Origin of the sequence: Natronococcus occultus SP4 (assembly GCF_000328685.1) — an archaeon.
Classification (GTDB): domain Archaea; phylum Halobacteriota; class Halobacteria; order Halobacteriales; family Natrialbaceae; genus Natronococcus; species Natronococcus occultus.
Genome location: NC_019974.1, coordinates 2,375,346 through 2,400,623 on the forward strand (window position 1 = coordinate 2,375,346; position 25,278 = coordinate 2,400,623).

Here is a 25,278-nt window from a genome sequence, read left to right on the forward strand (position 1 = left end):
GCTTCACGTCCGTTCGGTTGTCGCGGTTCTCGTTCACGGGCTCACTTCGAACCGCGCACCGCTCGTGCGAAACAGTTACTGGAACTCTTCGGTAAGTGCGGGGACGACCTCGAAGAGGTCGTCGTGGATCGCGTAGTCGGCGATATCCATGATCGGGGCGTTGGGATCGGTGTTGATCGCGACGATCGTATCCGACCCCTTCATGCCGGCGACGTGCTGGACGGCACCCGAGATGCCGATCGCGATGTAGACGTCGGGCGTGACGACCTTCCCGGACTGGCCGACCTGGCGGTTCTTGGGCAGCCAGCCGTTGTCGACGATCGGACGCGACGAGGAGATCGTCGCGTCGAGTGCGTCCGCGAGCTCTTCGATGAGCTCCAGGTTCTCCTCCTCCTCGATCCCCCGACCGACGGAGACGAGGACGTCGGCCTCGCTGATGTCGACGTCGCCACCGCCGACCTCCTCGAAGCCGGTGACCGTCGAGCGGACGGCGTCCTCGTCGATCTCGGCGTGGAACTCCTCGATCGCGGCGTTACCGGTTCCCTCGGCGCCGGGCCACTCGGCTCCGCGGATCGTGACGACGGCGCTGCCGGTCAGCTCGGTGGTCGTCTCGACCTTGCCGCCGTACATCTCGCGGGTCGCAGTCAGGGTGTCGCCGTCGGTCTCGAGGGCGACCGTGTCGGTGACGATCGGCAGATCCAGCGCGTTCGCGACGGCGGGCGCGTAGTCGAGTCCGTTGACGCTGTTGGGCGCCAGCACGTACTGGGGTGCGAGGTCGTCGTAGAGCTGCGTAAGCGTCTGGGTGTAGACGTCGTGGTTGAACTCCTCGCCGTACTCGACGGTGTGGACGGCGTCGACGCCGTTTCGGTCGAGCTTCTCGGCGAACTCCTCGACGGGGCCGCTGATGACCGCGACGTGGAGCTCGCCGCCGGTCTCGTCGGCCAGCTGACGACCCGCCGTGATGACCTCGTAGCTGACGTCGCGCAGCTCGCCGCGGCGGTGGTCTGCTACGGCCAGTACATCAGTCATGGTGCCACCCCCTTCTCGCGGAGCAGTTCACCGAGCTCCGCGGCGGTCTCCTCGGCGCTGCCCTCCCAGACGGTGGCGTCGCTCTCGCTTTCGGGCTCGTACATCTCCGTTACCGTCACCGCACCCTCGACGGCACCCTCGTCGACGCCGAGGTCGCCGAGCGTCTGGACGTCGAGCTCCTTGCGCTGGGCCTGCCGGATCCCGCGCAGGCTGGCGTAGCGGGGCTCGTTGATCCCCGTCTGGATCGTCAGGGCGGCGGGAAGCTCGATCTCGGTCAGCTCCTCGACCCCACCCTCGAGCTCGCGTCGAACCGAGGCGACGCCGTCCTCGAGATCGTGCTCGAGGTGGTTGACGACGGCGCCCCACTCGAAGCCCAGCTCCTCGGCCAGGGAGACGCCGGTGCCGCCCCAGCTGTCGTCGCCCGACTGGACGCCCGTCAGGACGAGGTCCGGGTCCTCGGCCTCGACGACCGCCCGGAGGATCTCGGTTTTCGCGCCGACGTCGAGCAGGTCGACGTCCGCGAGAGCGTCGTCCCAGACGCGGATCGCCCGGTCGGCGCCCTTCGCGAGCGCCTGGCGGATCGTCTGCTCGCAGTCCTCGGGACCGATCGTCACCGTCACGACCTCGTCGGCGATCCCGTCTTCCTGGAGCTGGACGGCCTCCTCGACGGCGTAGTCGTCCCACTCGTTGAGATCGGCGCCGAGGTACTGGTCGGCGATGGTCGTTCCCTCGATCTCGAACTCGTCTTCGACGGTCGAGACCTCCTTGACCGTTACGAGGATCTTCATCATTTATCGATCGCACGCCCCACCCGTAAACGTTTTCGAAACACCGTGTCACGAAGTTCCAGTTGATTCGGTGTTCGTTCCAAGAACGGGACGCGTGTTCGGCACGCGTTGCGCGTCCTGGTGACGGATCAAGCGGCAGACGGGCCAGTCGGCAGTCTCGAGACGGAAACGGTTTAACGACGCCGCCGGTAGTACGCCGCATGGCAGACTGTCCACTCGCTGATGACTGCCCGAGCTTCTCCGAGCGTATCTCGGGGATGGGCTGTCAACACTACGGCGATCGGGGTGGGAAGGAGTGGTGTAACCACTACAACCAGCCGATCGAGGACCTGAAGACCCAGCCCGTCAAACCCAGCGAGGAGATCGTCATCGACGTCGTCGACATGCACGAGAGCGGCGCCGGCGTCGGACGAACCGAGGACGGATTCATCGTGCTGGTCGACGGCGTCCTCCCGGAAGCGCGCGCCCGCGTCGAGGTGACGCAGGTCCACAGCAACCACGCTCGCGCCGAAAAGCTCGAGCTGCTACCGATGGACGAGGACGACGCCGACGACGACGCCGAGGACGACGCCGACGACGCCGAAGCCGAGGCGGACGCGGCCGACGACGCGTCGACAGACACGACCGACGGATCGAACGCGAGGGCCAAGCGCGAACGGCTCGGAAGCCGCGAGAACTTCTGGGGATCGTAGCGCCTACCGAGTGGACAGCCACCTTGTAGCGCCGTCCAGATCGACCCGCGACCGTGGGAGCTTTCATCCCGCCGACGGCTACTGTTTCGTATGTCGACGCGAGCCCTACCGAGTGCGGCCGGAGGGGATCGCCGTGATCGATGACGTCGCGGCCGTCCTCGAGGAGATCGGTTTCGATCCAGACGACAGCGTGTTAACCTACCGACAGGCGCAGGTGCTCGCGTTGCGCGAACGGGACGTTTCTCAGGCCGACATCGCCGACGCGCTGGGGACCTCCCGCGCGAACGTCTCCTCGATCGAGGCCAGCGCCCGCGAGAACGTCGCGAAAGCGAGAGAGACCGTCGCGTTCGCCGAGGCGCTCCAGGCGCCAGTGCGAGTGCGCGTCCCCGAGGGGACCGACCTCTACGACGTCCCCCAGCTCGTCTACGAGGCCTGCGACGAGGCCGGCGTCAAGGTCGACCACACTGCCCCCGATCTGATGAAGGTCGTCAGCGACGCCGCGGGCAACGCGATCACGGGCCGGCAGGTCGCCGCCCCGCTGACCGTCAGCGTCAGCGCCGAGGGCGTCGTCCGAGTGCGCCACCAGGAGTGACTGCCGGAGTCCGGAGGGCTTTGTACGGGGCGTCCGTCAGTCGCGGTATGGAGCTCGAACTCGACGGAACGACCGCGCTGGTAACGGCGTCCTCGAGCGGCCTCGGGTTCGCGAGCGCCCGGGCGCTGGCCGAGGCGGGAGCGAACGTGACGATCTGTGGCCGCGACGCCGACCGACTCGCAGACGCACGCGAGGAACTCGAGGCGACCGCGGCGGGCGAGGTGCTGGCCCTCGAGGCCGATATCACCGATCCCGATCACGTCTCGCGGCTCGTCGACGAGACCGTCGAGACGTTCGGCGGCCTCGATCACCTCGTGACCTCCGCGGGCGGTCCCCCGAGCACGACCTTCCTCGAGACGAGCGAACAGGACTGGTACCAGGCCTACGACCTGCTAGTGATGAGTGTCGTCTGGACGATCGAGGAGGCCCACCCCCACCTGCTCGACTCCGAACACGGGACGATCACCTGTATCACCTCCCGGACTGTCCGAGAGGCCGCGGACGGCCTCCTGCTGTCGAACTCCGTACGCCGAGGCGTGATCGGGTTGGTCAAGACGGTCTCGCGGGAGTTCGCGCCCGAAATACGCGCCAACGCCGTCCTGCCGGGGACGATCGAGACGCCCCGCATCGAGGAGCTCGTCGAGGCCCGGGTCGACCGCGGCGACTACGCGGACTACGAGTCGGGACTGACTGAGATGGCCAGCGACATCCCGATGGATCGCATCGGCGACCCCGAGGAACTCGGCGAGGTCGTCGCCTTCCTCGCGAGCCCGCGGGCGAGCTTCGTCAACGGCGCCGAGGTGCCGATCGACGGCGGCCTGTTGCGAAGCTAGGTCGGCGGTCGCGTGGCGGTGGTCCACACCGCGATCGCTCGAACGAAGCGTGGCGCGAACGCCTCGAAAGCGCTTCCTCGGTTGCGTTCGCGCTCCGCCGTTTCGACGGTTCACCCCCTCGTAACCCCTATTCTATTTGTTTCATTCTTCCTATAACTTTTCGACCAGTTCTCGCTCAACCAACTGTTTCGAAAGTGTATAAATAGCCGGTAACAATACGGGCACCGTCTCGGCATTCGACTATGCGAGACGACAGCACAACGGCGTCGAGTCTCGGTCGACGAACGCTTCTGCGTCAAGGAACCGTCGCCACGGCGGGGTTGGTCGCGCTCGGCACGAGCGCCAGCGCCGACGAATCTGACGACCCGACCGTCATCACGGAGTGTACGACGATCACCGAACCGGGTGACTACGTCCTCGGCGATGATCTGACGGCGCCCGAGGACGAATCGGGTCTCACCATCCGAGCGAGCAACGTCACGCTCGACGGGCGCGGACACACGATCACTCGACCCGGCGACCGTCCGCTTCCAAATCCTGACCGTCCGAATCCGGAGACGGCCGGTGTAGGGACGGCATCGCCCGGTGCAGGAACGCTCTCGAACGTGACCGTGACGAACGTGACCGTCGAGAACTTCGAAGCGGGAGTTCACTTCGTTCGCGTACGAAACGGTCGGATCAGTACAACGACAACCCGCGAGAACAACGTCGGTCTCTGTCTCGAATCGTCGACTTCGAACGCGGTCGTCGACAACGAGGGGGTTCGAAACGGGTGGCGAGGAATCGCGCTGTTCGAGTCGGACGAGAATACGATCACGGAAAACACCAGCAGCGACGGGAGCCATCCCCTCAGTCGCGGAATCGAACTGCTCCACTCGAACCGGAACGCGATCGAGGAAAACACGTTCGACGACAATCAGATCGGCGTCGAACTCGACAGTTCGGACGACAACGAAATCGAGCGAAACACCGTCCGCGATAACTTCCGGAACATCGTCCTTCGAGAGGACGACGAGAACACGCTCCGTGACAACACCGTTACGGGAGCCGACATGGTCGGCGTCGAGGTGTCAGGAACGGGGAACGAACTCGTCGGCAACGAGGTGCGCGACACGCGAGGATTCGGTTGCAGGATCTCCGGCGCCGAGAACCTGCTCCGGGAGAACGAGGTCACCGACAGCGCCGCGTTCGGGATCACCGTCGAGGGCGAAGAGGGTCGTCTCGAGGCGAACACGGCCTCGGCGAACGAACTGTCCGGAATCCGGGTCAGCGGCCGTGCGTACGCACTCGAGGACAACGTCGCGACCGACAACGGCCAGGCGGGGCTGTTGCTCGACGAGGAATCGGCCGACAACACGGGGGACGGAAACGTCCTCGCTGACAACGAGGACGCGGAGTTCATCGACGAGGGGACGAACAACAGCGTCGGGTACACCACCGAGTAGTCGCTCCGACCTCGGCGAGGACGCCGCGTCGGCGTCGAAAGACTCCTCGAAGGGGCTCGTCGCGCTCGAACCCGGAGTTACACAACCCGGTTCGTCGCCGCCTCGCCCTCGGCGAACCGTTCGACGTTCTCCCGAACGAGGTCCCCGATAGCCCGGTAGTAGTCCTCGGTGAACGCCGCGCAGTGGGGCGTGACGATCACCTCGTCCATCTCCCACAGCGGCGACTCCGCGGGGAGCGGTTCGGTCTCGAAGACGTCCAGCGCCGCACCCGCGAGGCCGTCCGCCTCGAGGGCGTCGATCAGGGCGTCCTCGTCGACCACCGGACCGCGGCCGACGTTGACGAGGTAGGCGTCGTCGGCCATTGCCCCGAAGACGTCGGCGTCGAACAGGTGGCGGGTGGCCTCGGTCAGCGGGAGCGTGACGATCACGAAGTCGGCGTCGGCAACGGCGTCCTCGAGGTCCTCGCTCGCGTAGACCTCCGCGAACCCTTCGACGGGGTCGCCCGAGCGGCGAACGCCCGTGATCCGAACGCCCAGCGAGCCAAGCACCTCGGCGACGCCGCTGCCCAGTGTTCCGGTACCGACGACGCAGGCGGTCGTCCCCGGGAGGGTGAAGCCGTCGTCCCACGCGGGCTGTTCCCAGCGGCGCTCCTGCTGGTTCGCGACGTGCTCGTGGAGCCGTCTGGCGAAGGCAAGGAGGTAGCTCGCGACGGTCTCGCCGACCCACCGGTCGTGGATTCCGGTGCTGTTGGTCAACAGGACGCCGCGTTCTTCGAGGTCGTCGAACGGGAAGCGGTCGACGCCGGCCTGGATCGAGTGGATCCACGCCAGCTCGAGGAAGGCGTCGCGATGTTCGAGGGTGACGACGGCGTCACAGGAGTCGATCTCGTCGTCGCCGATAACGGCGACCTCGACGGGGAGGTCCGAGAGGGAGTCCGCGAGCTCCGACGGCGGAAACACCGATTCAACGGAGTCGTGGACGCCGAGTCGCTCGATGTCGGGTTGCATGGCCGACCGGTACGAACGACTCGAGGATCAAGCTTTGCACGAAGATGTGGGCGGCTCGGAGAAAATCCCTCGTCACAAGGGGCTCGGTGGGGGTAACACTTCGTCACGGCCGCCACGGCCGGGAGTACGCCGGTCGCACGCAAAAACCCCACGCAACGGACTGCCGAACGAGTTCGACGGGTCGGTGGTCGCCGTCTTCCGAGCCCGTTACGACCGCCAGTCCTCGAGCTCGCGCAGCTCCTCGACGACGTCCTCGAGTCCTTCCGGATCGAGGCGCCCACGTTCGGTCGCGACCTCGGTCACGCAGTCCGGCGGGGTTACGTCGAAGGTTGGGTTCGCCACGTCGAGGTCGGCATCGCCGTCGTACACCGCCGAGCGGTCGCCGGACTCGAGGTTCAGCTCCGCGCGGGTCGAGAGCTTGTCCGTGGCCGCGACGACCGTCACCGGGACGTCCTCGCGGACGGCAGCGACCGAAAGCGCTCGTGTCCCGGTCTTGTTCACGACGGCACCGTCGGCCCGGATCGTGTCGGCGCCGACGAGGACGCGGTCGACGTCCTCGGTCGCGAGCAGGTGGGCCGCGGCCGCGTCGGTGTGGAGCGTGACGGGGACGTCCTCGGCCAGCGTCTCGGCGACGGCGACGCCCTCCCGGGCGGGGCGGGATTCGGCGACGAGGACGCGTCTGGGGTCGCCCGCCCGGATCGCCTCGAGGACGGTACCCGACCGGGAAACGGTCATGACGCTGCCCTCGAGGACGTCGGCCGCGGTCGCCGCGGCCTCGGTGTCGGCCTCGAGGGCGCGGTCGATGCCCGCAAGCGCCGCGGCAAGCACCTCGGGGGCGCCGGCCTGTGTCCCGTTGGCTGCGGCCTCGGCGTCGGCCATCGTCCGGTTCACGCGGTTCCGGAGGACGGCCATCGACGGGCGGGCCTCGAGCAGCCGACGGGCGAGTTCTGCGAGCTCGTCCCACTCCTCGTCGGCCTCGGCGCCGTCGGTCGCGCGCTCGGCGACGAGTAGCCCGGCGCGGTCACGAACCACCTCGAGGGCACGGATCGACAGCGCGGCCGCGCCGTGTTCGTCGTCGGCCGCGATCGAGCGTCCCGTCGGCGCGACCCGCTCGTAGGCCGTCCAGAGCTGCGGGACCGTCTCGTAGCCCGAGTCGGGGACCACGATGTCGGTCGGGGGAACCCACTCGGCGGCGTCGTGTTCCTCGCTCAGTTCGACCTCGCGGTCCTCGCAGTCGAAGAGATAGGGGTGGACGACCCACTCCCGATCGAGCTCCGGGTCGGCGAACTCGACGGGTCTGCCCGAACGGACCAGCGAGGCGGCGTCCTCGAGGCTCGTTTCCTCGCGGATCTCCGTTCTGACCTGTTCGTCGGGGTCACCCTCCGCGAAGCCGGAGACGCCGCCCCACCGGCCCGTGTAGGTTCCAACGGCGTCACTGCGGCACAACAGGAGCACGTCACCGTCGTGTCGGAGGAAGGCGGTGACGACGTGGGTACGGTCGCGATCGTTGGTGGTCCCGGTCATACTCGGGTGGACGATCGGCCCCCTGGAGTCGCTTTCGGAGCGCCGCGCTCGACGGGGGCGGTCGAAAGCTCCGGTGACGGTGCGCTTTTGGCGGCGCTTCCCCACCCTCCGGTATGGAACTGACAGCGGTCACGGATCTGCCCGAGGTCCGCCCCGGCGACGACCTCGCCGAACTCGTCACCGATCGGGCCGTCCTCGAACCGGGCGACGTGCTCACCGTCGCGAGCACGGTCGTCTCGAAGGCAGAGGGACGGACGGCGGACCTCGAGGAGTTCCCCGTCAGCGGTCGTGCGAAGGAGCTCGCCGAGCGCATCGGAGCGGCCGCGGGCGAGCAGAAAGATCCCCGGTTCGCCCAGGCCGTCCTCGAGGAGAGCACCGAACTCCTGATCGAGTGTCCGTTCATGCTGACCGAGACGCGGTTCGGACACATCTGTGTCAACGCGGGGATCGATCGCTCGAACGTCCCGGAGCACGATCTCCTCTTGCTCCCGCGCAAACCGGCCGAGAGCGCCGAGCGCATCCGGGCGGGACTCGCGGACCGAGGCCACGAGGACGTCGCCGTGATCGTCACCGACACCTGCGGGCGACCGTTCCGTCACGGCCAGCGCGGCGTCGCGCTCGGCTGGGCCGGGATGTCCGCGAGCCGCGACTGGCGCGGCGAGCCCGACCGCGACGGCCGCGAGCTGGGCGTCACCGTCCAGTCGGTGGTCGACGAGCTGGCAAGCGCCGCGAACCTCGTCACCGGCGAGGGTGCGGGCGGTACCCCCGCGGTCGTCGTCAGCGACTGGGAGTTCGGCGAGCTCGAGGGGAGCGACGAGCTGTTTCGGGACGTCGAGGACGACCTGGTTCGCCAGGCCCTGCGGAACTGGAGGTTCGACCCATGACCGACGAAACAACGACCAACGAGCCGACCAGCGGTATCGAACTCACGCCGGAACACTCGCCCGATCGGATGGGCGAACTCGCCGCGACGGCCGAACGCGAGGGGTTCGACGTCGCGTTCGCGAGCAGCCACTACTTCAACCGCGACCCGTTCGTCGCGCTCTCGCGGATGGCCGAGGCGACCGAGACGATCGAACTGGGGCCGGGAATCGTCAACCCCTACGACACCCACCCGGTAAAGCTTGCAAGCCAGGCCGCGACGATCGACGAGATCAGCGACGGCCGCGGCGTCTTCGGGATCGGCGCGGGCGATCGCTCCGCGCTCTCGAATCTCGGCTACGACCACGAGCGACCGCTCCGGCGCGTCCTCGAATCGTTCGATGTGGCCCGGGATCTCTGGGCCGGCGAGACGATTACCCACGAGGGGACGTTCACCGCACGGGACGCCTCGCTCAACTTCGATCGCCGCGAGCTGCCCGTCTACGTCGGCGCGCAGGGGCCGCACATGCTCCGGATGAGCGCGAAACACGCCGACGGCGTGCTGATCAACGCGGCCCACCCCGACGACCTCGAGTGGGCTGCCGAACGGATCGGGGAGGGGCTCGACGATCGTCCCGAGGAGAGCGAGGCGCAAAGCGCCTCGGGACAGTCGAGCGGGGAGCGAAGCGACCCGCGAGAGAGCGCCTTCGAATCGCTCGCGTTCGCCAGCACCAGCGTCGCCGCCGACGAGGACGTGGCCCGCGAGGCGGCCCGACCGCCCGTGGCCTTCATCGTCGGCGGGGCGGCTGACCCCGTCATCGATCGCCACGACATCGACCGCGAGGCCGCGGCTGCCGTCGGCGACGCCGTCGAGCGCGGCGAGCTGGGCGAGGCGTTCGAGCACGTGACTCCGCGGATGATCGATCGCTTCTGTATCGCCGGCACGACCGATACCGTCGCCGACCGCTTCGCGGACGTCCTCGAGCACGTCGACGGGATCGTGGTCGGCTCGCCACTGGGGCCGGAGATCGAGGACGCGATCGAGCGGGCGAGCGCGGCGCTCGAGGACGTCGCGTAGCCCGAAAACGGAGTGCGGTCAGTTCGAGGTGAAGACGTTGCCGACGGCGCCGAGCGTCAACGCGCCGAAGACGCCCACCGAGAAGACGATCAGCAGCGTTCCTACGAACACGAGCAGGGGGGCGAGTCCGTCGCCCATCGCGACGTCGGTGAAGTACTCGTTCATCTCCTGGACGTTGTCGATGATGACGTTCATCACTACGGCGGCGTTCATAGGTGGGTGTTGTCAGGGGTGGTACTTGGCGGTGCCGATCCGATCGGGGGAGGGCCGAACTTAACCCGTTCCCGATCGTCGGTCGAACCGATGACCGAGGACGAGACGCTGTCGGCGTTTACGGGGTCGACCGAGCACGGAGACAGGAGCGAAGACGGAAGGAGCGTCGACGAGCCGGAACCGGATCGGGGGACAGAGACGGAGGCCGGAACCGGGCTATCGACCTACGCGTGGGGGTCGTACAGCTGTCGGCGCTGCGATCGCGAGGTCGAGCGCGTCTGGCGCGACGACGGCGCGTTCGTCTGTCCGGACTGCAAGTCCTGGTGAAGTACCTCGGGGACAAGCCCCGAGGCACTCTCGCTGTATCTCTGTAGATGTCCCTCGGAGCGGCCGCACGCTCCCGAACATTTATATCTCTGTCGCGGCTTTATAGACCTGCAATGGCGAAAGGTACGGTCGCATTCTTCAACGACACTGGCGGTTACGGATTCATCGAAACCGAGGACGCGGACGAGGACGTGTTCTTCCACATGGAAGACATCGGCGGCCCTGATCTGGAGGAGGGCCAGGAGGTCGAGTTTGAGATCGTGGAAGCCGAGAAGGGTCCGCGAGCGAACGACCTCGAACGGCTCTGAGGCGACACAGCGGGGGTATCGTTCTCTGAGTGTTCGATCCCCGAGTGACAACGCCAACCCGAACGTCGTCGGAAGGACTCGAGCACGAGGAGCGCGACCCTCACCCCGACCGACACAAAACCTATAGTCGCAACTCTCCGAAGACGTACCCATGAGTCACTCGGCCGGGTGTCGTACGGAGCTGGTCCCGACCCATGACTGAGCCGACCCCCTCCTCCACGGCCGACCGCGAGCCGTCCGCACCGGAGTCCCTCTCTCTTTCGACGCTCGAATCGCTCTGTGCGGATATCGAGGCGAACGTCTCCCGGGTTATCGTCGGCCACGACGACGCGATCGAGCACGTGATCACGGCCGTGCTCGGTCGCGGACACGTCCTGCTCGACGACGTCCCCGGCGTCGGCAAGACGATGCTCGCCCGATCGATCGCGCGCTCGGTCGACTGTACGTTCCGTCGCATCCAGTTTACCCCTGACCTGTTGCCGGCCGACGTCACCGGCGTCAACGTATTCAACGAGAAGACCCGCGAGTTCGAGTTCAACGCGGGGCCGGTGTTCGCGAACGTCGTGTTGGGCGACGAGATCAACCGCGCGCCCCCGAAGACCCAGTCGGCCCTGCTCGAGGCGATGGCCGAGGAGCAGGTCACTGTCGACGGCGAGACCCGCGAGCTGCCCGACCCGTTTACCGTGATCGCGACCCAGAACGCCGTCGAACCCAACCAGACCTACGAGCTGCCGTTCGCCGAGATCGACCGGTTCATGAAAAAGCTCAGCCTGGGGTATCCCGACGCCGACGAGGAGACAGAGCTGCTCGGACGCGCGGTCGGCCACCACCCGATCGACTCTCTCGAACCGGTGACCGACCTCGAGACGATCGTTCGCGCCCGCGAGACCGTCGCCAGGATCCGCGTCGAGGAGCCGGTCCGGGCCTACGCGACGCGGCTGGCGCGGTACACCCGCGAGCACGCCCACATCGGCGTCAGTCCGCGGGCGACGATCTCGCTGCTGCGGGCCGCCCAGGCACGGGCCGCCCTCGACGGGCGGGACTACGTCGTTCCGGACGACGTCCAGGCGGAGGCCCCCGTCGTCCTGAGCCACCGGATCAGAACCGAGGGACGCGACCGGGACGGCGAATCGGTCGTCGCACACGCCCTCGAACGCACCAGCGTCGAATGAGACCCACGAGCCGCGGCTGGGGCGTCCTCGCGGTCGTCGCGTTCGGCACCGCGATGAGCTGGCAGTACGGACCGCGGTCGCTCGACGCCGTCGTCATCCCGCTTGCGGTCGTGCTGGTCGCCGGCGCGCTCACGACGATCCGTACCGATCGACCCGAGAGCCGACGGGAACCGGTTCCGGACGGGTTCCCCGGCGAGAGCCGAACCGTCGCCGTCGAGATCGAGAGCGACTCGAGCGCGGCCGCGACCGTCACCGACACGCTCGACGACGGGCTCGCGGCGGCGGACACGACCGTGGAAACGACCCTTGCCGATCCCGCGGCCGAGTACGAACTGACCCTCGAGGACCGGGGCGAGCACCGAATCGGACCGCTCTCGATCGCGGTCCGGGACGTCTTCGGGCTCTGGGAACGGCGCTTCGCGGACGAGGAGACGACGACCGTCGTCGTCTACCCGCGGATCGACGACCTCCACCGAACGGGTGGGCGTGGCCTCGACGTCCTCGCGGATCTCGCGCGCCGGGCGAACCGCGAGGAGTTTACCCACCTCCGGGAGTACCGCCGTGGCGACCCGCTCCGGGACGTCTCCTGGAAGGCCGCCGCCAAACGCCCTGACGACGAGCTCGTCGTCAGGGAGTTCGACGACGACGGAACCGTCGGCGCGGCCACGATCGCGGCCGAGTGTATCCCCGGCCGCGAGGACGAGCTGGCCGTCGCCGTCGCCAGCGTCGCGACCTACCTGCTCGAGTGTGAGGTGCGGGTCGGACTCACCGTCGGCGCCGACCACCACCCCCCGGACGACGGCCGTCGACACCACCGCTCGCTGCTTCGGTCGCTGGCCCGCTTCGAGACTCGCGAGCTCGAGGACGGGGACCGTGCCGAGGCCGACGTCTTGATCCAGTCGGACGCGACCGGGACGCGAGTCGTCGTCGACGACCGCGAGGTCGCGTTCGATCGGCTTCGTGGCGCCGACGAATCGACGGAAGTCGACGGCCGAGGCGTCGAGGACGGCTCGACGGACGACGAGTCCGCGGACGGCTCGTGGGAGGTGGTCGCGTGAGCACCGACGCTCGCGGGCGAACCGTCTCGCTCGATCTAGAGCGGGCGGTCGGAACCGGCCCGTTCCGGCTGCTCGCGCTCGCGTGCGTGGCGGCGCTGATCGGCTCGTACGTCTGGGTGTTGCGCGACGTTACCCAGGTCGTCGGCGGGACCGACGCGTTGCTGGTGCTCGTCGGCTCGATGCTCGTCGCGGCGACGATCCTCGCGCGGGCGATCCGGCCCCGAACCGCGACGGCCGCGGCGGTCGTGCTGGTCGTCCTCGGGTTTACTTACTACCTCGAGGCCAGCGGGGCCGGCGTCGGCACCGCGCTCGGGGCTACCGAGACGATCCTCACCGACACCGCCGCGCTCGCGACCGGGCTCCCGCTGTTGCGGATGGTCGAGGCGGGGCTCTGGACGCTCGGGTTCGCTCCGGGGCCCGCCTTCCTCTCGTGGTATCTGGCTGTTCGCGGCCGGTACGCGCTGAGCGCCGTGCCCGCGGGCCTCGCGTTGCTGTTTCTCGTCCTGACCGGCGACGCCGGAACGACGGTCACCCTGATCGGCACCGTCGGCGCGATCGGTGCCGTCGGCTTCGGCGAGCTCGAGCGCCGCGGCGGCTCGATCGCCCAGGCCGACCTGCTCGCGGTGGTGTTCGCGGCGATCGTCGTCCTCTCGCTGTCGGTCACGATCCTTCCCGGCGAGGACGCTGGACCGACGTTCACCGGCGGCGGAGACGGCACCCTCGAGGGAACGATCGACACCGCGGGCGAGCGGTCCGGAATCAGCGGGCAGGTCGATCTCTCGCCGGAGGTTCGGTTCACCGTCGAGTCCGACGAGCGGTCGTACTGGCGCACCGGGGTCTACGACCGGTTCGCCGGCGACGAGTGGGTTCGGTCGGGTCCGCTCTCGGAGTACGACGGCTCGATCGACGGTCCGCCCGGCGAGGGCGAGACCGTCACCCAGCGGGTGACCGCCGAGACGGAACTGGGCGTGCTACCCGGTGCGGCCCAGCAGGTCGAACTCGAGGGACCGCCGACCAGACACGCCGAAGTCTCGAGTCACGGCCAGCCCCAGCCGGCCGACACGCTCGTCGCGGGCGACGAGTACGCCGTCGAGAGCGTGGTGGTCGATCCCGATCCCGACGAGCTCCGCGCGGCGGGGACCGACGACCCCGAGCACGTGACCGAGGATCACGACTACCTGCAGCTGCCCGAGGACACCTCCGACGAGTTCGAGGCACGCGCCGCCGAGCTGACCGCGGACGCCGATACGCGCTACGACGCCGCCGTCGCGATCGAAGACTACCTCCGCTCGTCGAAGTCGTACTCGCTCGACGTCGAGCAGCCCCCGGGTAACGTCGCCGAGGAGTTCCTCTTCGAGATGGACGAGGGGTACTGTGTCTACTTCGCGACGTCGATGGTCCAGCTGCTTCGCGCCGAGGAGATCCCCGCCCGGTACGCCACTGGCTACACCGAGGGCCAGGAGATCGACGACGGCGAGTACGTCGTCCGCGGACTCGACGCCCACGCCTGGGTCGAGGTCTACTTCCCCGACCACGGCTGGGTTGCGTTCGAGCCGACCCCGGGCGACGCCCGCGAGGACGTCCACAACGACCGCCTCGAGGACGCCCGGGAGGACGGCCACGACGACGTCGACACCGAGGACAGCGAGGACGTCCCGGTCTCGGACGACGAAGCTGAGAACGAGTCCGAGGCCGAATCCGACGACGAGCCCGACGGAACCGACGACGCACCCGACGGAACCGACGACGCACCCGACGGAACCGACGACGGCGAAACCGACGAAACGTCCGACGACGGAACCGACGACGCACCCGACGAAAGCGTCGGTGCCGACGACGGCATCGACCCGAGCGAGCTCGTGACGATCAGCCGCGAGCAACTCGCGCTTGCGCTCGTCGGACTCGTCGGCCTGGCGGCGGCGGTTCGACACACCGGCGCGACCGCGCGGGCCCGCCGGGAGCTTCGGCTCTACTGGCACGGCCGCCGCGGCGAGCCCGACGAGGACGCCCGACGAGCCTACCGTCGGCTCGAGGAGCTGCTGGCCCGCGAGTACCGGCCGCGCCGTCGCGGCGAGTCGAGCCGGCAGTATCTGGCGGCGCTGTCGGCCGAACACGATATCGACGAGCGCGCGAAACGGGTCGCTCGACACTACGAGCGGGCGACCTACGGCGGGGGCGTCGATCGGGAGGAGGCCGACGAGGCGGTCGACATCGTCGACGAGCTCGCGCGGGAGCGACTGTCGCTCCGTCGACGACTACATTAAAAAGATCGCCGGACGGGACGCAGGTCCCGATAGTGTTTAATATGCGCATTCCCTACTTTCGATCGTAATGTCGGAAGTCTGCTCGACGTGCGGGCTGCCCGAGGAGCTCTGCGTCTGCGAGGACGTAGCCAAGGGACAACAGCAACTCAACATCCGCATTGACGAGCGCAGATACGGAAAAGAGGTAACGATCGTCGAAGGATTCGATCCGAAGGACGTCGATCTGGACAGTCTCTCGTCGGATCTCAAGTCCAAGTTCGCCTGCGGCGGCACCGTCGAAGACGGCCAGATCGAACTCCAGGGCAACCACACCGGTCGCATCGAGGAGTTCCTTCGGGACCGCGGCTTCAACGTCGCCTGATCCAGCCCGCGATGCTCTGAGACGACTTCCGAACCCGCGACCGACTCGCGCATCGCTTCCGTACTACCGCTTTTCACGACCCCGACCGCCGGCGAGCCGTCGGCTCGTCACGAAGTAAAACCGTGAGCCGGCAGTCCGTCGATCGCAGTCAGAACGGTGACTCCGTCGGCTCGGCGTCCCCCGAGGACCGGTCGTCCTCGCTGCGAACGAGACCGTACTTCATCCCGTACTCCTCGAGCCCGCCGGCCATACTCTCGACGCGGGCGTCGGCGGTCCCCTCGTAGGAGCCGATGAGCTGGGCCGCCTGGACGCTTGCTTTCCCGTGGGGACAGACCGTGACGATACGGTCGGCGTCCTCGAGTTCCTCGACTCGACTGGAGAGCTCCTGAAACGGAAGGTTCTCGCTGCCCGGAATCCGACTGTGTCCGAAGCTGCGTTGGTCGCGGATGTCGACGACGCGAACGTCGGCGTCTTCGTCCAACAGCTGCTTTACCTCTTCCGTCGAAATTTCGCCGTCCATCGGGCCGGGGTTGGGACGGCACGCGAATAAGCACCACGGCTGAGGTCGCTACTCGGGGTTCGCGTTCTCGGTCGCGGCCGCGGCCACTGAGGCGCGTTCGGGTGCGGACGGCTCCTGCCACGCGTCTCCGTCCTCGGAACGCGGGTCGAGCAGGTCACGCTCGAGCCACCGATCGACGACCGCGGCGAACCCCTCACGGACGGACGGATACCGCGGACTCCAGTCGACCGCGCGGCCGAAGCGATCGTTCGTCGTGGGGAACCCCTGCGTGAGGAACCGAACGGCGTCGGGACCGATCAGCGGGCGGACGAGCCAGCCGGGGATCCGCAAGGGGGTGTCGGCTCCGAGCGCGTCGGCGAACGTCTCGAAGAACGTTCGCGTCGTAACGGGGTGATCATCGACGACGTGGTACGTTCCGGTCGCGCCGTCCTCGAGGGCGGCGACTATCGCCCGCGCGGCGTCTGCCGCATGGATCGGCGAGACGAACGCCTCCTGCCGGCCGAGGACCCGCCGCCGACGATCGGGAGCCGACCCCCGAGCAGCCGCCGACCGAACGAGCGGGTCTGTGCCGACGTCGGGCCGTAGACCCAGCCGTACCGGAGGATCGTCGCCTCGAGAGCACCGTCGGCCGCGGCGCGTCGAAGCAGTCGCTCGGTTGCGACCGCGGATCGGGTCGTCCGGTCGGGGTTCGGCGGACCGTCGACGGCGACTGCACCGCAGTCCGGGTGCCGGTAGGCCCAGACGACGCTCGGGAACGCGAACCGGTCGATCCCGACGGAGTCGGCGATCGCGAGAAGCGAGCGGGCGCCGTCCAGGCGGACCCGATCGTTGCGCCGCCAGTCCGCGGCGGTCGGCCTGGGACCGGTGGGGAGCCGCGTCGCGGCGTGAACGATCGCGTCGACGCTGTCGACTCCCGCATGAAGCGAGGCGGGATCGAGGACGTCCCCGCGGTGTGGCGTTCCGCCGGCCCGGGCGACCCGTCGCTCGCCCGCTTCGTCCCGCGCGAGCCCGACGACGTCGTGGCCGCCGTCGGCGAGGGTGCGAACGAGGTGGCGTCCGAAGACGCCAGTCGCACCGGCGACGAAGACGCGCATGCGATCCGGGAGGGGCCGAACCGGGTTGGCGCTACGGCCGCAACGATGAGGCCCAGCACGGCCGCGCCGATCAGAGCAGACCGTCTTCCTTCGCGAGCAACAGCGCGGTCAGCGTCGAGTCGTTGGCCGGCTGCTCGCGGGCGCGCTCCAGGGCCTCGGCGACAGGAACCGTCCGCACCTCGAGGAACTCGTTGTTGTCGAGCTCCCGCTCGCCGGGTTCCAGTCCCTCGGCGTAGACGACCGCACGGTCGTGACGGAGCACGCCGGTCGCAACGGCGTACTCCTGGAGGAGCGCGGTGCTCGAGGGACGGAACCCCGTCTCCTCCTCGAGTTCGCGGGCGGCGGCCGTCGTGTACGACTCGTCGTCCTCGACGATCCCCGCCGGAAGCTCGAGGTGGGTCTCCCGGATCGTCGGTCGGTACTGCTCGACGAACAGCAGGCGATCGCCGTCGCCGTCACCGTCCTCAAGGACGTCGGCGTCGATCCGGGCGACCACGACGACCGCGGGCGGGAGGTCGGCCCAGTAGTACCGTTTCTCGGAGCCGTCGGGTTGGCGGAGCCGATCGTAGCCGCCCTCGTACCAGGGGGTGTCGTACTCGGTCGCTTCCTCCAGAAGTTCCCACTCGTCGTCGGGCATGGGAAACGCCTGCGTGCTCGAGGACGGAATAGATGTCGCCTCGGCTCGAGAGGGTTACTGTACCTCATTCCGACGCAACCCCGATCCGGCGGCGGTTGCGCCGGGAACTCGGTACAGCAACCCGTATCAGTCCTCGAGGACGTCCCGGTAGAGCCGGCCGAACGCCTGGCGGCGAAGCGTCGCGACGGCGGCGTCCGCCTCGTCCTGGAAGGTCGCGGCGACGGCCTTGCCGGTGGGGGCGGCGTGCCAGACGACCCGATCGACCCGCTCGTGACCGACCTCGGTCACCTCGCCATCGTAGGACTCGCGCCACTCCTCGTACTCCTCGCGGGAGCCGACCTGCACCGCCAGCAGGCTCGCGAACAGGGCGTCGCGGGCGGTTTCGACGACGTCGTCGGTGACCCGCTCGTCGTACTCCTCGCGGTCGAAGGCCATCGCCTTCGCGACCTCGCGGACGACCGTCTGGGCCGCGGGGCCAACCGACTCGTACTGCTCGCGCGCTTCCTCGACCGACTCGAACGTGAACGTCCCCGCCGTTTGCATGCGCGGTTCATCGGCCGACTGCCAGTTACGCGTTTTCGTTTTCGTCGGCGTCGTCGGCCATTCGCTCGGTCAGCTCACGGGCCTCCCGGAGCACCTGCTCGGCCTCGGCGGTTAGCGACCCGCGCCCGCGCTGGCGGGTCTGGTGGGCGAGTTCGTCCTCGAACCCCGACGGGCGGCCCCGTTCGTGATCGTGGTCGTCGAACTCCGGCGTCTCGACCTCGGTCGCGTGGTCGGCGACGATCTCGCCGAGCTCCTCGGGGCCACAGTCGGCCCACCCGGGGGCGTGTTCTTCGAGCCAGGTCGCGTGGTCCTCGCGCCCGAGCGAGGCGGTCACCGCGAGATGGTTCGCGAGGTGTTCCGCGTCGGCCTCCTCGACGTCACAGACCGGACAGCGATATCCCATGCTCGCGGGTACGGTCGGCGAGCGGAAAACGTCCCCGACCGCGGCTCACTCGAGTTTCCGAACCATCACGATCGCGTCCTCGTCGTCGTAGTAGCCCGGAACCCGACGGAGCGGTTCGAAGCCGAACTGTCGGTAGAGCCGTTTTGCCGGGTCGTTCGACTCCCGGACCTCGAGTTTGACCGAGTCGGCGCCGTGAGAGAGCAACACGGCGACGATCCGGGACAGCAGTGCGGAGCCGACGCCGTCGCCCCGGCTGTCGGGGCGGACGGCGATGTCCTTGACGTGACCGCGGTTGCGGCCGTACTGGCGGTTGACGTCGGCGACGACGTACCCCGCCACCGCACCCGTCGGCTCGGTCGCGACGAGAAACCCCGGCTCGCCGAGAAAGCGCTCGAACGCGTCGTAGGGCCAGGGCTGGGAGAACGACGCCTGCTCTATGCGGACGACCGCGAGCAGGTCAGCGCGCTCGGCGGGCCGGATCGTGATCTCGTCGTCCCCGGGCGAAACCGACGTCGTCACACTCGCCCTACCGCCTCGAGCGATAAAAGAGCTACCGCTCAGACCCGCTCGAGACGGTCGATCTCCTCGTCTGACCAGTCATAGAATCGGTCGTCGGTCCCTCTGAGCGTCTCGACGCACTCGTTGTGGCGCCGTCGCGCGTCGTCGACGAGCGGATCGTCGGGGTTGTCCTCGATCCACTCCCGCAGCTCCGCCAGCGCCGTCGGCGAGTAGGTGTCGATCCGGTCCTGACGCTCGAGCAGTTCGACCTTTCGACTCTCCTGGCGCATCGTCCGCACGAGCGCCCAGGTTGCCACACCCCAGAACGCCGTTAGCGTGAACACGAGCATCGCGACGACTTCGATCGTGAGCACCATCAGTCGTCACCTCCGGTTACGTCGGTCGTTTCTGGACCGCCGCCCCTGCCCTCGAGGACCGACATCAGGCCGTAGCCGATGATCGGGAACAGGACGATGACGAGCATCCCGCCGACCATCTCTGCCGACCCGAAATCCTCCCAGGCGTAGTAGGCCATGATGAAGATCATGACCAGCGGAATGACGTACTTGATCACGGGATCCCACCACTTGCCGACGTGGATCCCGGCGTTGCGGTTGACCGCGAGCAGCCGAAGCCGTTCGGGACCGAGGACCCAGCCGATGATCCCGATGATCGCGAGCGTCGCGAGGGGGAGCCCCCAGTTACCGAAGACGAAATCGAGGTAGTCGAGAATGTCGACGGAATAGGCGCTCGGAATTCCGAGCAGCCAGATCCCGCCGCAGACGCCGAGGACGGTCTGGGACCGGCTGAATCGGGTCTCCTCGGCCAGCGTCGTGACGCTGACTTCGGTGATGACCACTCCCGAGGTGAACGTCGCCAGGAAAAAGCCGACGAAAAACAGGATCGCGACGAGCCCGCCGAGGGGAATCTCCGGGAAGACCTGCACGAGTGAGACGAACGCGAGCCCCGCCCCGGCGTCGGGTTCGACGCCGACCGCGAAGACGACGGGGAAGATCGCCAGCGCCGCGAGAATCCCGATGCTCGATTCGCCGATCGCGGTGAAGACGCCCCCACCGAGGGGGACGTCGTCGTACTCACGAAGGTAGCTCCCGACCGTCAGCGCGATCCCCCAGCCCAGCCCCGTCGAGAACAGGGCCTGTCCGAGTGCGGCGATCCAGGTCGACCCCTCGAACAGGTACCCCCACTGGACGCCGAACGTAAAGGCGATCCCCTCGTTCGCACCCGGAAGGGTGAGGCCTCGGATCGTCATGATCGCGAGCGCGATCACCAGCGCCGGCACGGCATAGACGACGAGCCGTTCGACGCCACGTCGAATGCCAAGCAGGAGCACCGCTGCGACCGTACCCATCACGACGGTGTGGAGTCCGATCATCAGGGCCGAATTCGCGAAGAACGCCTCCATGAACGGCTCGGCCTCGAACCCGGTTGCAGTAAACGTAAACAGCAGTGAGTGAACCGCGTAGTACAGGGTCCATCCGATCAGCGGCGAGTAGTACGACATCAGCGCGATGTTGACCAGCAGGACGATCACCCCGAGCCCGACCATCCCGCCACGACCGAGGACGTCCCGGAACGCGCCGATGACGCCCTTGTTCGTGTAGCGGCCGAGCGCGACCTCGGCCATCAGTCCCGGTACTGCAAGCAAGAACAGCAGGACCAGGAAGGCAAGAACGAACGCGCCGCCACCGTTCTCGCCCATTACGTACGGAAACCGCCAGATGTTCCCGGCGCCGACCATCGCGCCGATCATCGCCATCAGGAAGCCGAATCTCGTTCCCCACTCCGCTCGAGCGGTCTTGGCGTCTGCCATCTTGTATCCCTCCGCGGGATCTACCCCGACCAGGATTATATGTGTTATGTGCCAGCACGAACCTCGGGAACGGCGAATCGAACCCGGCGACGCCACCTGGTAGCCGCGGTCGATATGGCGGAGTTCGCCCGTGACGTTCCCGTACCGTCACACGTCAGAAAGAGCGCGGCGTCGTCCGCCGGCGTTTCGGGTCGGTTACTCCTCGTCGTCTTCGTCGTCTTCGCCGTCTTCGTCGATCGACGTTTCAGGCTGTTCGTCCTCGGTACCGCCGTACTGGGTCTGCTCGTCGTCGGTCTCGTCGGTCATGGAATCATTCCGCGGGGATCGCGTCCATCTCGAAGGATTCGGTCAGCTCCGTCAGTTCGTCGAGGGCCTCCTGCTCCTCTCGAAGGTTCTCCTCGAGGAGGTCGGCCGCCTCGTCCATCCCGAGCTGATCCGCGAGCGGGATGAGGTTTCCGTATGCCGCGATCTCGTAGTGTTCGGTCTTCTCCGCGGCGGCCATGCTGTGATAGTCGAGGACTTCCTGAGAGGGATCCTCGTCGACGAACTCCTCGTACTCCCGAATCAGGCCCTTGATCCCCTCACACTCCTCTTTCTCCGGCGGCTCACCGAAGATCTCGAACACCTCCTCGAGGCGGTCGATGTGGGCCTCGGTTTCCTCGCGGTGTTCGGCGAACGCCGACGAGATCTCCTCCCGTTCGGTGTTTTCCTCGAGATCCGCGAGCGCCTCGAGCAGTTCGTGCTCGGCGTGGTAGACGTCCTCGAGACCGTGCTCGAACAGCTCCTGGATGGTTTCGACTGTCATCGTTTCGCCACCGTCTCCGCCGGCGGAGAGAAAAAGTCGACTCCCTGCGAGGACAAGCGGCAGTGGAGCGACGGTACACTCGAACGAGAATCCCCAACACGCCGGAGCCTCCGCGGTCTGCACCGCAGGAGCCATCCCGGTTCGCGCTACTCCACTCGTCCCCATGCGTACCGGTAAAATTTTCCTGCTCTTGTTCTGCCTACGAAAGCCGGGAGACCAGTCCTCGTGTCGTCTCCGGCGAGATCGGACCTGGAGTTGACGTCGATCGGGAACACCGAGCGTTCGAACGTCGGTTTCGGCCCGAAAACTCCGTTCGATCGGCGCTGACAGACCGTCGCCAGCGCTGGCCCGTCGAACGACCGGTCGGTAGATGCTCCGAGATAGCGGCACCATTGTCCGAGACGGGTGAGCACGGGTATCCTTTGCGGCTGAAGCGTCACTTATTCCCTCAGCCTTCCAACGGATGTCCATGGCACACTCCCCGGACTGCAAACCGGAACCGACCGAAGACGACGATTCCGACGATTCACACCTCGACGGACTGGAAGAGGGTGCCGGTTGCACAGAGATCTGGGAACACCTCGCCGAAAAGCGAGACGAATGAGAGTTGAGCGCCGCAAAAAACCTCGTTCTTTTTGGCTTCACGGCCCATCCATTACGTCATGACTGACGATCGCTCTCGGAAGCACACCGGGGACGACGCCGACGGGGCTCCCGACCCCATCCCCACCGACCGGGAGTCGCCGGTCGGCGCACCCGTTATTCGAGGTGACGAGTCGGTCGCCGGGCCACACGCCCGCGAGGCCGTCCAGTTCGACCCCGACGACCCGGACCGCCTCGCCGACGCCGCCGACACCGTCCGCCAGTTTGCGAGCGGTGATACCAACGACGATCATCTCTACATGCTTCGTGGCGCTGCCGCCTGTGCCGCACTCGTCCGCGGCGAGGGATCCTACAAGGCTGCGGCCGAACGCGCCGGCGGGAACGCGACCGTCTCGTTCATTCGCAAGTGGGCTCGGGTCCACGACCTCCCCCGATCGGTTCGGAAACAGGTCGCGCTCGGCCGTATCGCGCCGACGGCTGCCAAACACATCGCCCGCGTCGGCGGCGAAGCGCGTCTCCTGCTTGCCTGGGCGACCCTCGACGGCGGCCTCACCGTCCGAGAGGTTCGGAGCGTCGCGAGCGCGGTCAACGACGACGTTCCGATAGCACGGGCGTTAGCGGAGTACGACGTCGAACTCGGCCGGATCGAGCTCACGCTCGCCCCGGAGAGGTACCGCGACCTCCGCCGCCGTGCGTCTATCAACGACGTCGATCCCGGCGAACTCGTCACTGATGCACTCGATGAGTACTTCGACTAATATCCTCGCTGTCACAAGCTCAGAGAGAAACGTTTAACCGATACTCCCCGAAAGTAGAAATCGAGGGCCGGTAGCTCAGTCTGGCAGAGCGTCTGGCTTTTAACCAGACGGTCGCGTGTTCAAATCGCGCCCGGCCCGCTTTGCTGTCGCGAACAAATCCGTGAGCGACAGGTAACGGAACCGGCGCGATTTGAAGGTGACGAGTCACAGCCCGGGAAGCGAGCGTAGCGAGCAACCCGGAATGTCTCGGCGTAGTTCACAATCGCGCCCGGCCCGCTTCTGTGAAGAACGGTTCGTGATGAGCGGAGTGGCCCGTGTTCCCGTCACTCGACGACGTGTTCGGTATCGTACGATCCCAGCCGACGAACCCAACCGTTCGTTGCCAGTTCCTCGATCTCCTCGAGGGCCTCCGTCGTCCGGGACTCGTACAGCCCCGCCTCGATGTCGATGTGGAAGACGTAGTCGCCGAGTCGCTGGCCGCTCGGGCGCGATTCGACGCGAGTAAGGTTGATATCTCGGTCCGCAAACGGCTCGAGTAGCTCGAGCAGGAGGCCGGGGTAGTTCGCGTTCGGGTAGACGACGAGCGTCGTCTTCCCGCCGCCCTTCGAGCGCTCCTCGGCGGGCGCGAGCGCGAAAAACCGCGTCGCGTTCGAGTCCTGGTCCTGGATGTCCTCGGCGAGGACCTCAAGCCCGTTCTCGAGGTCGGCGTTCGCGGGGTGGCCGATTCCCGCGACCGAGGGGTCGTCGCGAGCGAACTCGACGCCCTGGGCGGTGCTGGCGACGGCTTCCAGCGTCGCGTCGGGGTGCTCGCGCTCGAGGTAGGACCGACACTGCGCCAGCGCCTGGGAGTGGCTGGCGATCGTGTCGAACGCCGGCCCCTGGGCCAGCAGCGCGTGACGGATCGGAGTGACGATCTCGCGGACGATCGCGACGTCGTACTCGGCGACGGCGTCGAGACTCTCCGTAACGCTGCCCTCGATACTGTTCTCGATGGGGACGATCCCGCGGTCGTAGTCGCCGGTCGCGACGGCCTCGACGATCGAGGTGACCGACTGTCGGAAACCGATCTCGTCGTCGTCGGCGATCGCACTCGCTGCCCGATGCGAGTAGGTCCCTTCCGGACCGAGCGTGACTGTGCGCATCGGCTCACTCTTTGCCGGACCACGCCAAAAGAGCGTCGGAGCGGTCCGTCTCACAGACGGAAACCGGGCCGTCGATCGGTCGACCTACGGGCCGGGCGGCGATCCCCCCACAAAACAGTCGCCGTTCGGGACGCTACTCCTCGAGGTGTTCGATCCCCTTCTTTGCGACGTTGGCCTCCGTGATCTCCTCGGGCATCCAGTCGGGCTTGTCGTCGGGAGCGGTCTCCTCCCACGCCCAGCCGTCGTAGATGTGGACCTTGTCGGTACCCTTCTCGCGGAGCCGGAGCTCGATGCGATCCGCCGCGTCCTCGCTCGAGCCCGGCTCGAGGCGCCGAGCCGCCTTGAGCGCCGCCTGTCGGGGAGTGTTTCCCGAGAAGACGCTGGTCTCGTCGCCGCCCGATTCTCGCAGTGCGAAGTTTCGCTTTCCGTCTTCACGTACCATAGTTTCGGCCTCCATGTCAGTTCTGCACACGATCCGACATAAAGATATCCCCCAAAATCGACGGACTGCGCCCGCCCATTTAAGTACGGTCGGCGGATCGAAGACGCCGTCCGGCCCGTTCGAACCGAGCCGGCCGAGGGCACGAACCGGAGTCATTTGCTGTGTCGTAGAAAACACTTAAGTATATCCTACGGCGAAGTGCGACCTAGAATCCCGCGATGGTCCGGAAAAAGAAGTTGAGTCCAAGCGGTGCGAAAGACGAAGACGGCAACTACCACAACGTCCATCTGAACCTCCACGAGGACGAACTCGCAGTCGCGGGTATGGATATCGGCGACGAGGTTTTCGTTCGCGTTCGGGACGGGAAGATCATCATCCAGAAAGCCAATGAGGAAGAAGTAGAACACGAGTTTTAGGCGTTCTTCCGGGACGAAGCTCCGTTTTGCTAGC

At 67.3% G+C, this 25,278-nt stretch carries 32 protein-coding genes and 1 tRNA gene; 16 read left to right on the forward strand and 17 right to left on the reverse strand.

The annotated features are described in order from the left end of the window. Window positions 1-75 precede the first annotated feature (75 nt). Together NATOC_RS11840 and NATOC_RS11845 are read right to left on the reverse strand one after the other, a co-directional pair. On the reverse strand, window positions 76-1,029 hold the full coding sequence (locus NATOC_RS11840) for an electron transfer flavoprotein subunit alpha/FixB family protein (RefSeq protein WP_015321688.1): 954 nt from the start codon (window positions 1,027-1,029) through the stop codon (window positions 76-78). Further along, window positions 1,026-1,817 (reverse strand): electron transfer flavoprotein subunit beta/FixA family protein, encoded by a 792-nt coding sequence (locus tag NATOC_RS11845; protein ID WP_015321689.1) that lies wholly within the window; start codon window positions 1,815-1,817, stop codon window positions 1,026-1,028. The genes NATOC_RS11840 and NATOC_RS11845 overlap by 4 nt, the downstream gene beginning before the upstream one ends. Before the next feature lie 200 nt (window positions 1,818-2,017). On the opposite strand from NATOC_RS11845, the gene NATOC_RS11850 reads away from it, so the two are divergent. The 4 genes from NATOC_RS11850 to NATOC_RS11865 all read left to right on the forward strand — a co-directional run bounded on the left by NATOC_RS11850 (window position 2,018) and on the right by NATOC_RS11865 (window position 5,379). After that, window positions 2,018-2,509 (forward strand): TRAM domain-containing protein, encoded by a 492-nt coding sequence (locus NATOC_RS11850; protein WP_015321690.1) that lies wholly within the window; start codon window positions 2,018-2,020, stop codon window positions 2,507-2,509. A gap of 133 nt (window positions 2,510-2,642) precedes the next feature. After that, on the forward strand, window positions 2,643-3,101 hold the full coding sequence (locus NATOC_RS11855) for a Tfx family DNA-binding protein (RefSeq protein ID WP_049888922.1): 459 nt from the start codon (window positions 2,643-2,645) through the stop codon (window positions 3,099-3,101). A 47-nt stretch (window positions 3,102-3,148) separates the two neighbouring features. Further along, complete coding sequence (locus NATOC_RS11860) at window positions 3,149-3,934, forward strand: SDR family oxidoreductase (RefSeq protein WP_015321692.1); 786 nt, start codon at window positions 3,149-3,151, stop codon at window positions 3,932-3,934. A 242-nt stretch (window positions 3,935-4,176) separates the two neighbouring features. Next, window positions 4,177-5,379: a right-handed parallel beta-helix repeat-containing protein gene (locus NATOC_RS11865; RefSeq protein WP_015321693.1), complete on the forward strand. Its 1,203-nt coding sequence runs from the start codon at window positions 4,177-4,179 to the stop codon at window positions 5,377-5,379. 77 nt (window positions 5,380-5,456) lie between these two features. On the opposite strand, the gene ddh is transcribed toward NATOC_RS11865, so the two are convergent. Beyond that, on the reverse strand, window positions 5,457-6,386 hold the full coding sequence (gene ddh / locus NATOC_RS11870; RefSeq protein ID WP_015321694.1) for a D-2-hydroxyacid dehydrogenase: 930 nt from the start codon (window positions 6,384-6,386) through the stop codon (window positions 5,457-5,459). 207 nt (window positions 6,387-6,593) lie between these two features. Beyond that, complete coding sequence (locus tag NATOC_RS11875) at window positions 6,594-7,910, reverse strand: NUDIX domain-containing protein (protein WP_015321695.1); 1,317 nt, start codon at window positions 7,908-7,910, stop codon at window positions 6,594-6,596. 113 nt (window positions 7,911-8,023) lie between these two features. Between NATOC_RS11875 and NATOC_RS11880 the strand changes: the two genes are divergently transcribed. Both NATOC_RS11880 and NATOC_RS11885 read left to right on the forward strand, forming a co-directional pair. Continuing rightward, window positions 8,024-8,794, forward strand: a complete 771-nt coding sequence (locus NATOC_RS11880) for a coenzyme F420-0:L-glutamate ligase (protein ID WP_015321696.1) — start codon at window positions 8,024-8,026, stop codon at window positions 8,792-8,794. After that, window positions 8,791-9,849, forward strand: a complete 1,059-nt coding sequence (locus NATOC_RS11885; RefSeq protein WP_015321697.1) for a 5,10-methylenetetrahydromethanopterin reductase — start codon at window positions 8,791-8,793, stop codon at window positions 9,847-9,849. The genes NATOC_RS11880 and NATOC_RS11885 overlap by 4 nt, the downstream gene beginning before the upstream one ends. 18 nt (window positions 9,850-9,867) lie before the next feature. On the opposite strand, the gene NATOC_RS11890 is transcribed toward NATOC_RS11885, so the two are convergent. Further along, entirely contained in the window at window positions 9,868-10,062 is a 195-nt protein-coding gene (locus NATOC_RS11890) for a hypothetical protein (protein WP_015321698.1), read from the reverse strand. A gap of 90 nt (window positions 10,063-10,152) precedes the next feature. On the opposite strand from NATOC_RS11890, the gene NATOC_RS11895 reads away from it, so the two are divergent. The 6 genes from NATOC_RS11895 (at window position 10,153) to yciH (ending at window position 15,552) form a co-directional block, all read left to right on the forward strand. Beyond that, window positions 10,153-10,389, forward strand: coding sequence for a DUF7573 domain-containing protein (locus tag NATOC_RS11895; protein ID WP_015321699.1), 237 nt, complete (start codon window positions 10,153-10,155; stop codon window positions 10,387-10,389). Between the two features lie 113 nt (window positions 10,390-10,502). After that, window positions 10,503-10,697 (forward strand): cold-shock protein, encoded by a 195-nt coding sequence (locus NATOC_RS11900; protein ID WP_015321700.1) that lies wholly within the window; start codon window positions 10,503-10,505, stop codon window positions 10,695-10,697. Window positions 10,698-10,891: 194 nt separating this feature from the next. Then, window positions 10,892-11,869 carry an AAA family ATPase gene (locus tag NATOC_RS11905; protein ID WP_015321701.1) on the forward strand — a complete coding sequence of 326 codons (978 nt, stop codon included), beginning with the start codon at window positions 10,892-10,894 and terminating at the stop codon, window positions 11,867-11,869. Beyond that, window positions 11,866-12,927 carry a DUF58 domain-containing protein gene (locus NATOC_RS11910; RefSeq protein WP_015321702.1) on the forward strand — a complete coding sequence of 354 codons (1,062 nt, stop codon included), beginning with the start codon at window positions 11,866-11,868 and terminating at the stop codon, window positions 12,925-12,927. Before NATOC_RS11905 ends, NATOC_RS11910 begins: the two co-directional genes overlap by 4 nt. After that, on the forward strand, window positions 12,924-15,191 hold the full coding sequence (locus NATOC_RS11915; RefSeq protein ID WP_015321703.1) for a transglutaminase TgpA family protein: 2,268 nt from the start codon (window positions 12,924-12,926) through the stop codon (window positions 15,189-15,191). Before NATOC_RS11910 ends, NATOC_RS11915 begins: the two co-directional genes overlap by 4 nt. A 67-nt stretch (window positions 15,192-15,258) precedes the next feature. Then, on the forward strand, window positions 15,259-15,552 hold the full coding sequence (yciH, locus tag NATOC_RS11920; RefSeq protein ID WP_004217450.1) for a stress response translation initiation inhibitor YciH: 294 nt from the start codon (window positions 15,259-15,261) through the stop codon (window positions 15,550-15,552). Between the two features lie 148 nt (window positions 15,553-15,700). Here yciH and NATOC_RS11925 read toward each other — a convergent pair whose 3' ends face one another. The 10 genes from NATOC_RS11925 to NATOC_RS11970 form a co-directional block, all read right to left on the reverse strand. Beyond that, window positions 15,701-16,072: a rhodanese-like domain-containing protein gene (locus NATOC_RS11925; protein WP_015321704.1), complete on the reverse strand. Its 372-nt coding sequence runs from the start codon at window positions 16,070-16,072 to the stop codon at window positions 15,701-15,703. Window positions 16,073-16,120: 48 nt separating this feature from the next. Then, complete coding sequence (locus NATOC_RS22835; protein ID WP_049888759.1) at window positions 16,121-16,402, reverse strand: hypothetical protein; 282 nt, start codon at window positions 16,400-16,402, stop codon at window positions 16,121-16,123. A gap of 113 nt (window positions 16,403-16,515) precedes the next feature. Beyond that, entirely contained in the window at window positions 16,516-17,166 is a 651-nt protein-coding gene (locus NATOC_RS22840) for an NAD-dependent epimerase/dehydratase family protein (RefSeq protein WP_049888760.1), read from the reverse strand. A 70-nt stretch (window positions 17,167-17,236) separates the two neighbouring features. Then, the gene (locus tag NATOC_RS11940; protein ID WP_015321705.1) at window positions 17,237-17,803 is read right to left on the reverse strand and encodes an NUDIX hydrolase; all 567 of its coding nucleotides are present in this window, start codon (window positions 17,801-17,803) and stop codon (window positions 17,237-17,239) included. A gap of 126 nt (window positions 17,804-17,929) precedes the next feature. Further along, the gene (locus NATOC_RS11945; RefSeq protein ID WP_015321706.1) at window positions 17,930-18,346 is read right to left on the reverse strand and encodes a DUF5809 family protein; all 417 of its coding nucleotides are present in this window, start codon (window positions 18,344-18,346) and stop codon (window positions 17,930-17,932) included. Window positions 18,347-18,371: 25 nt separating this feature from the next. Then, window positions 18,372-18,749 (reverse strand): DUF5810 domain-containing protein, encoded by a 378-nt coding sequence (locus NATOC_RS11950; RefSeq protein WP_015321707.1) that lies wholly within the window; start codon window positions 18,747-18,749, stop codon window positions 18,372-18,374. A gap of 45 nt (window positions 18,750-18,794) precedes the next feature. Beyond that, the gene (gene rimI / locus NATOC_RS11955; protein WP_015321708.1) at window positions 18,795-19,268 is read right to left on the reverse strand and encodes a ribosomal protein S18-alanine N-acetyltransferase; all 474 of its coding nucleotides are present in this window, start codon (window positions 19,266-19,268) and stop codon (window positions 18,795-18,797) included. Between the two features lie 38 nt (window positions 19,269-19,306). Continuing rightward, complete coding sequence (locus NATOC_RS11960) at window positions 19,307-19,624, reverse strand: hypothetical protein (protein ID WP_015321709.1); 318 nt, start codon at window positions 19,622-19,624, stop codon at window positions 19,307-19,309. Then, window positions 19,624-21,078, reverse strand: coding sequence for a sodium-dependent transporter (locus NATOC_RS11965; RefSeq protein WP_015321710.1), 1,455 nt, complete (start codon window positions 21,076-21,078; stop codon window positions 19,624-19,626). Before NATOC_RS11965 ends, NATOC_RS11960 begins: the two co-directional genes overlap by 1 nt. A 310-nt stretch (window positions 21,079-21,388) precedes the next feature. Continuing rightward, window positions 21,389-21,883 carry a ferritin-like domain-containing protein gene (locus tag NATOC_RS11970; protein ID WP_015321712.1) on the reverse strand — a complete coding sequence of 165 codons (495 nt, stop codon included), beginning with the start codon at window positions 21,881-21,883 and terminating at the stop codon, window positions 21,389-21,391. A gap of 469 nt (window positions 21,884-22,352) precedes the next feature. Here NATOC_RS11970 and NATOC_RS23065 point away from each other — a divergent pair, with 469 nt between their 5' ends. The 3 genes from NATOC_RS23065 (at window position 22,353) to NATOC_RS11980 (ending at window position 23,382) form a co-directional block, all read left to right on the forward strand. Continuing rightward, a complete protein-coding gene (locus NATOC_RS23065) occupies window positions 22,353-22,487 on the forward strand; it encodes a hypothetical protein (RefSeq protein WP_281170458.1) in 135 nt (44 codons plus the stop codon). Between the two features lie 58 nt (window positions 22,488-22,545). Further along, window positions 22,546-23,244, forward strand: coding sequence for a DUF7119 family protein (locus NATOC_RS11975; protein WP_015321714.1), 699 nt, complete (start codon window positions 22,546-22,548; stop codon window positions 23,242-23,244). A 64-nt stretch (window positions 23,245-23,308) separates the two neighbouring features. Further along, a tRNA-Lys gene (locus NATOC_RS11980) sits at window positions 23,309-23,382 on the forward strand. A 185-nt stretch (window positions 23,383-23,567) separates the two neighbouring features. Here the strand turns inward: NATOC_RS11980 and pheA are convergent. Together pheA and NATOC_RS11990 are read right to left on the reverse strand one after the other, a co-directional pair. Next, window positions 23,568-24,386 (reverse strand): prephenate dehydratase, encoded by an 819-nt coding sequence (gene pheA, locus NATOC_RS11985; protein ID WP_015321715.1) that lies wholly within the window; start codon window positions 24,384-24,386, stop codon window positions 23,568-23,570. 133 nt (window positions 24,387-24,519) lie between these two features. Next, a complete protein-coding gene (locus tag NATOC_RS11990; RefSeq protein WP_049888923.1) occupies window positions 24,520-24,828 on the reverse strand; it encodes a non-histone chromosomal MC1 family protein in 309 nt (102 codons plus the stop codon). Window positions 24,829-25,046: 218 nt separating this feature from the next. Here NATOC_RS11990 and NATOC_RS11995 point away from each other — a divergent pair, with 218 nt between their 5' ends. After that, on the forward strand, window positions 25,047-25,244 hold the full coding sequence (locus NATOC_RS11995) for a hypothetical protein (protein ID WP_005555160.1): 198 nt from the start codon (window positions 25,047-25,049) through the stop codon (window positions 25,242-25,244). Window positions 25,245-25,278: the final 34 nt, after the last annotated feature.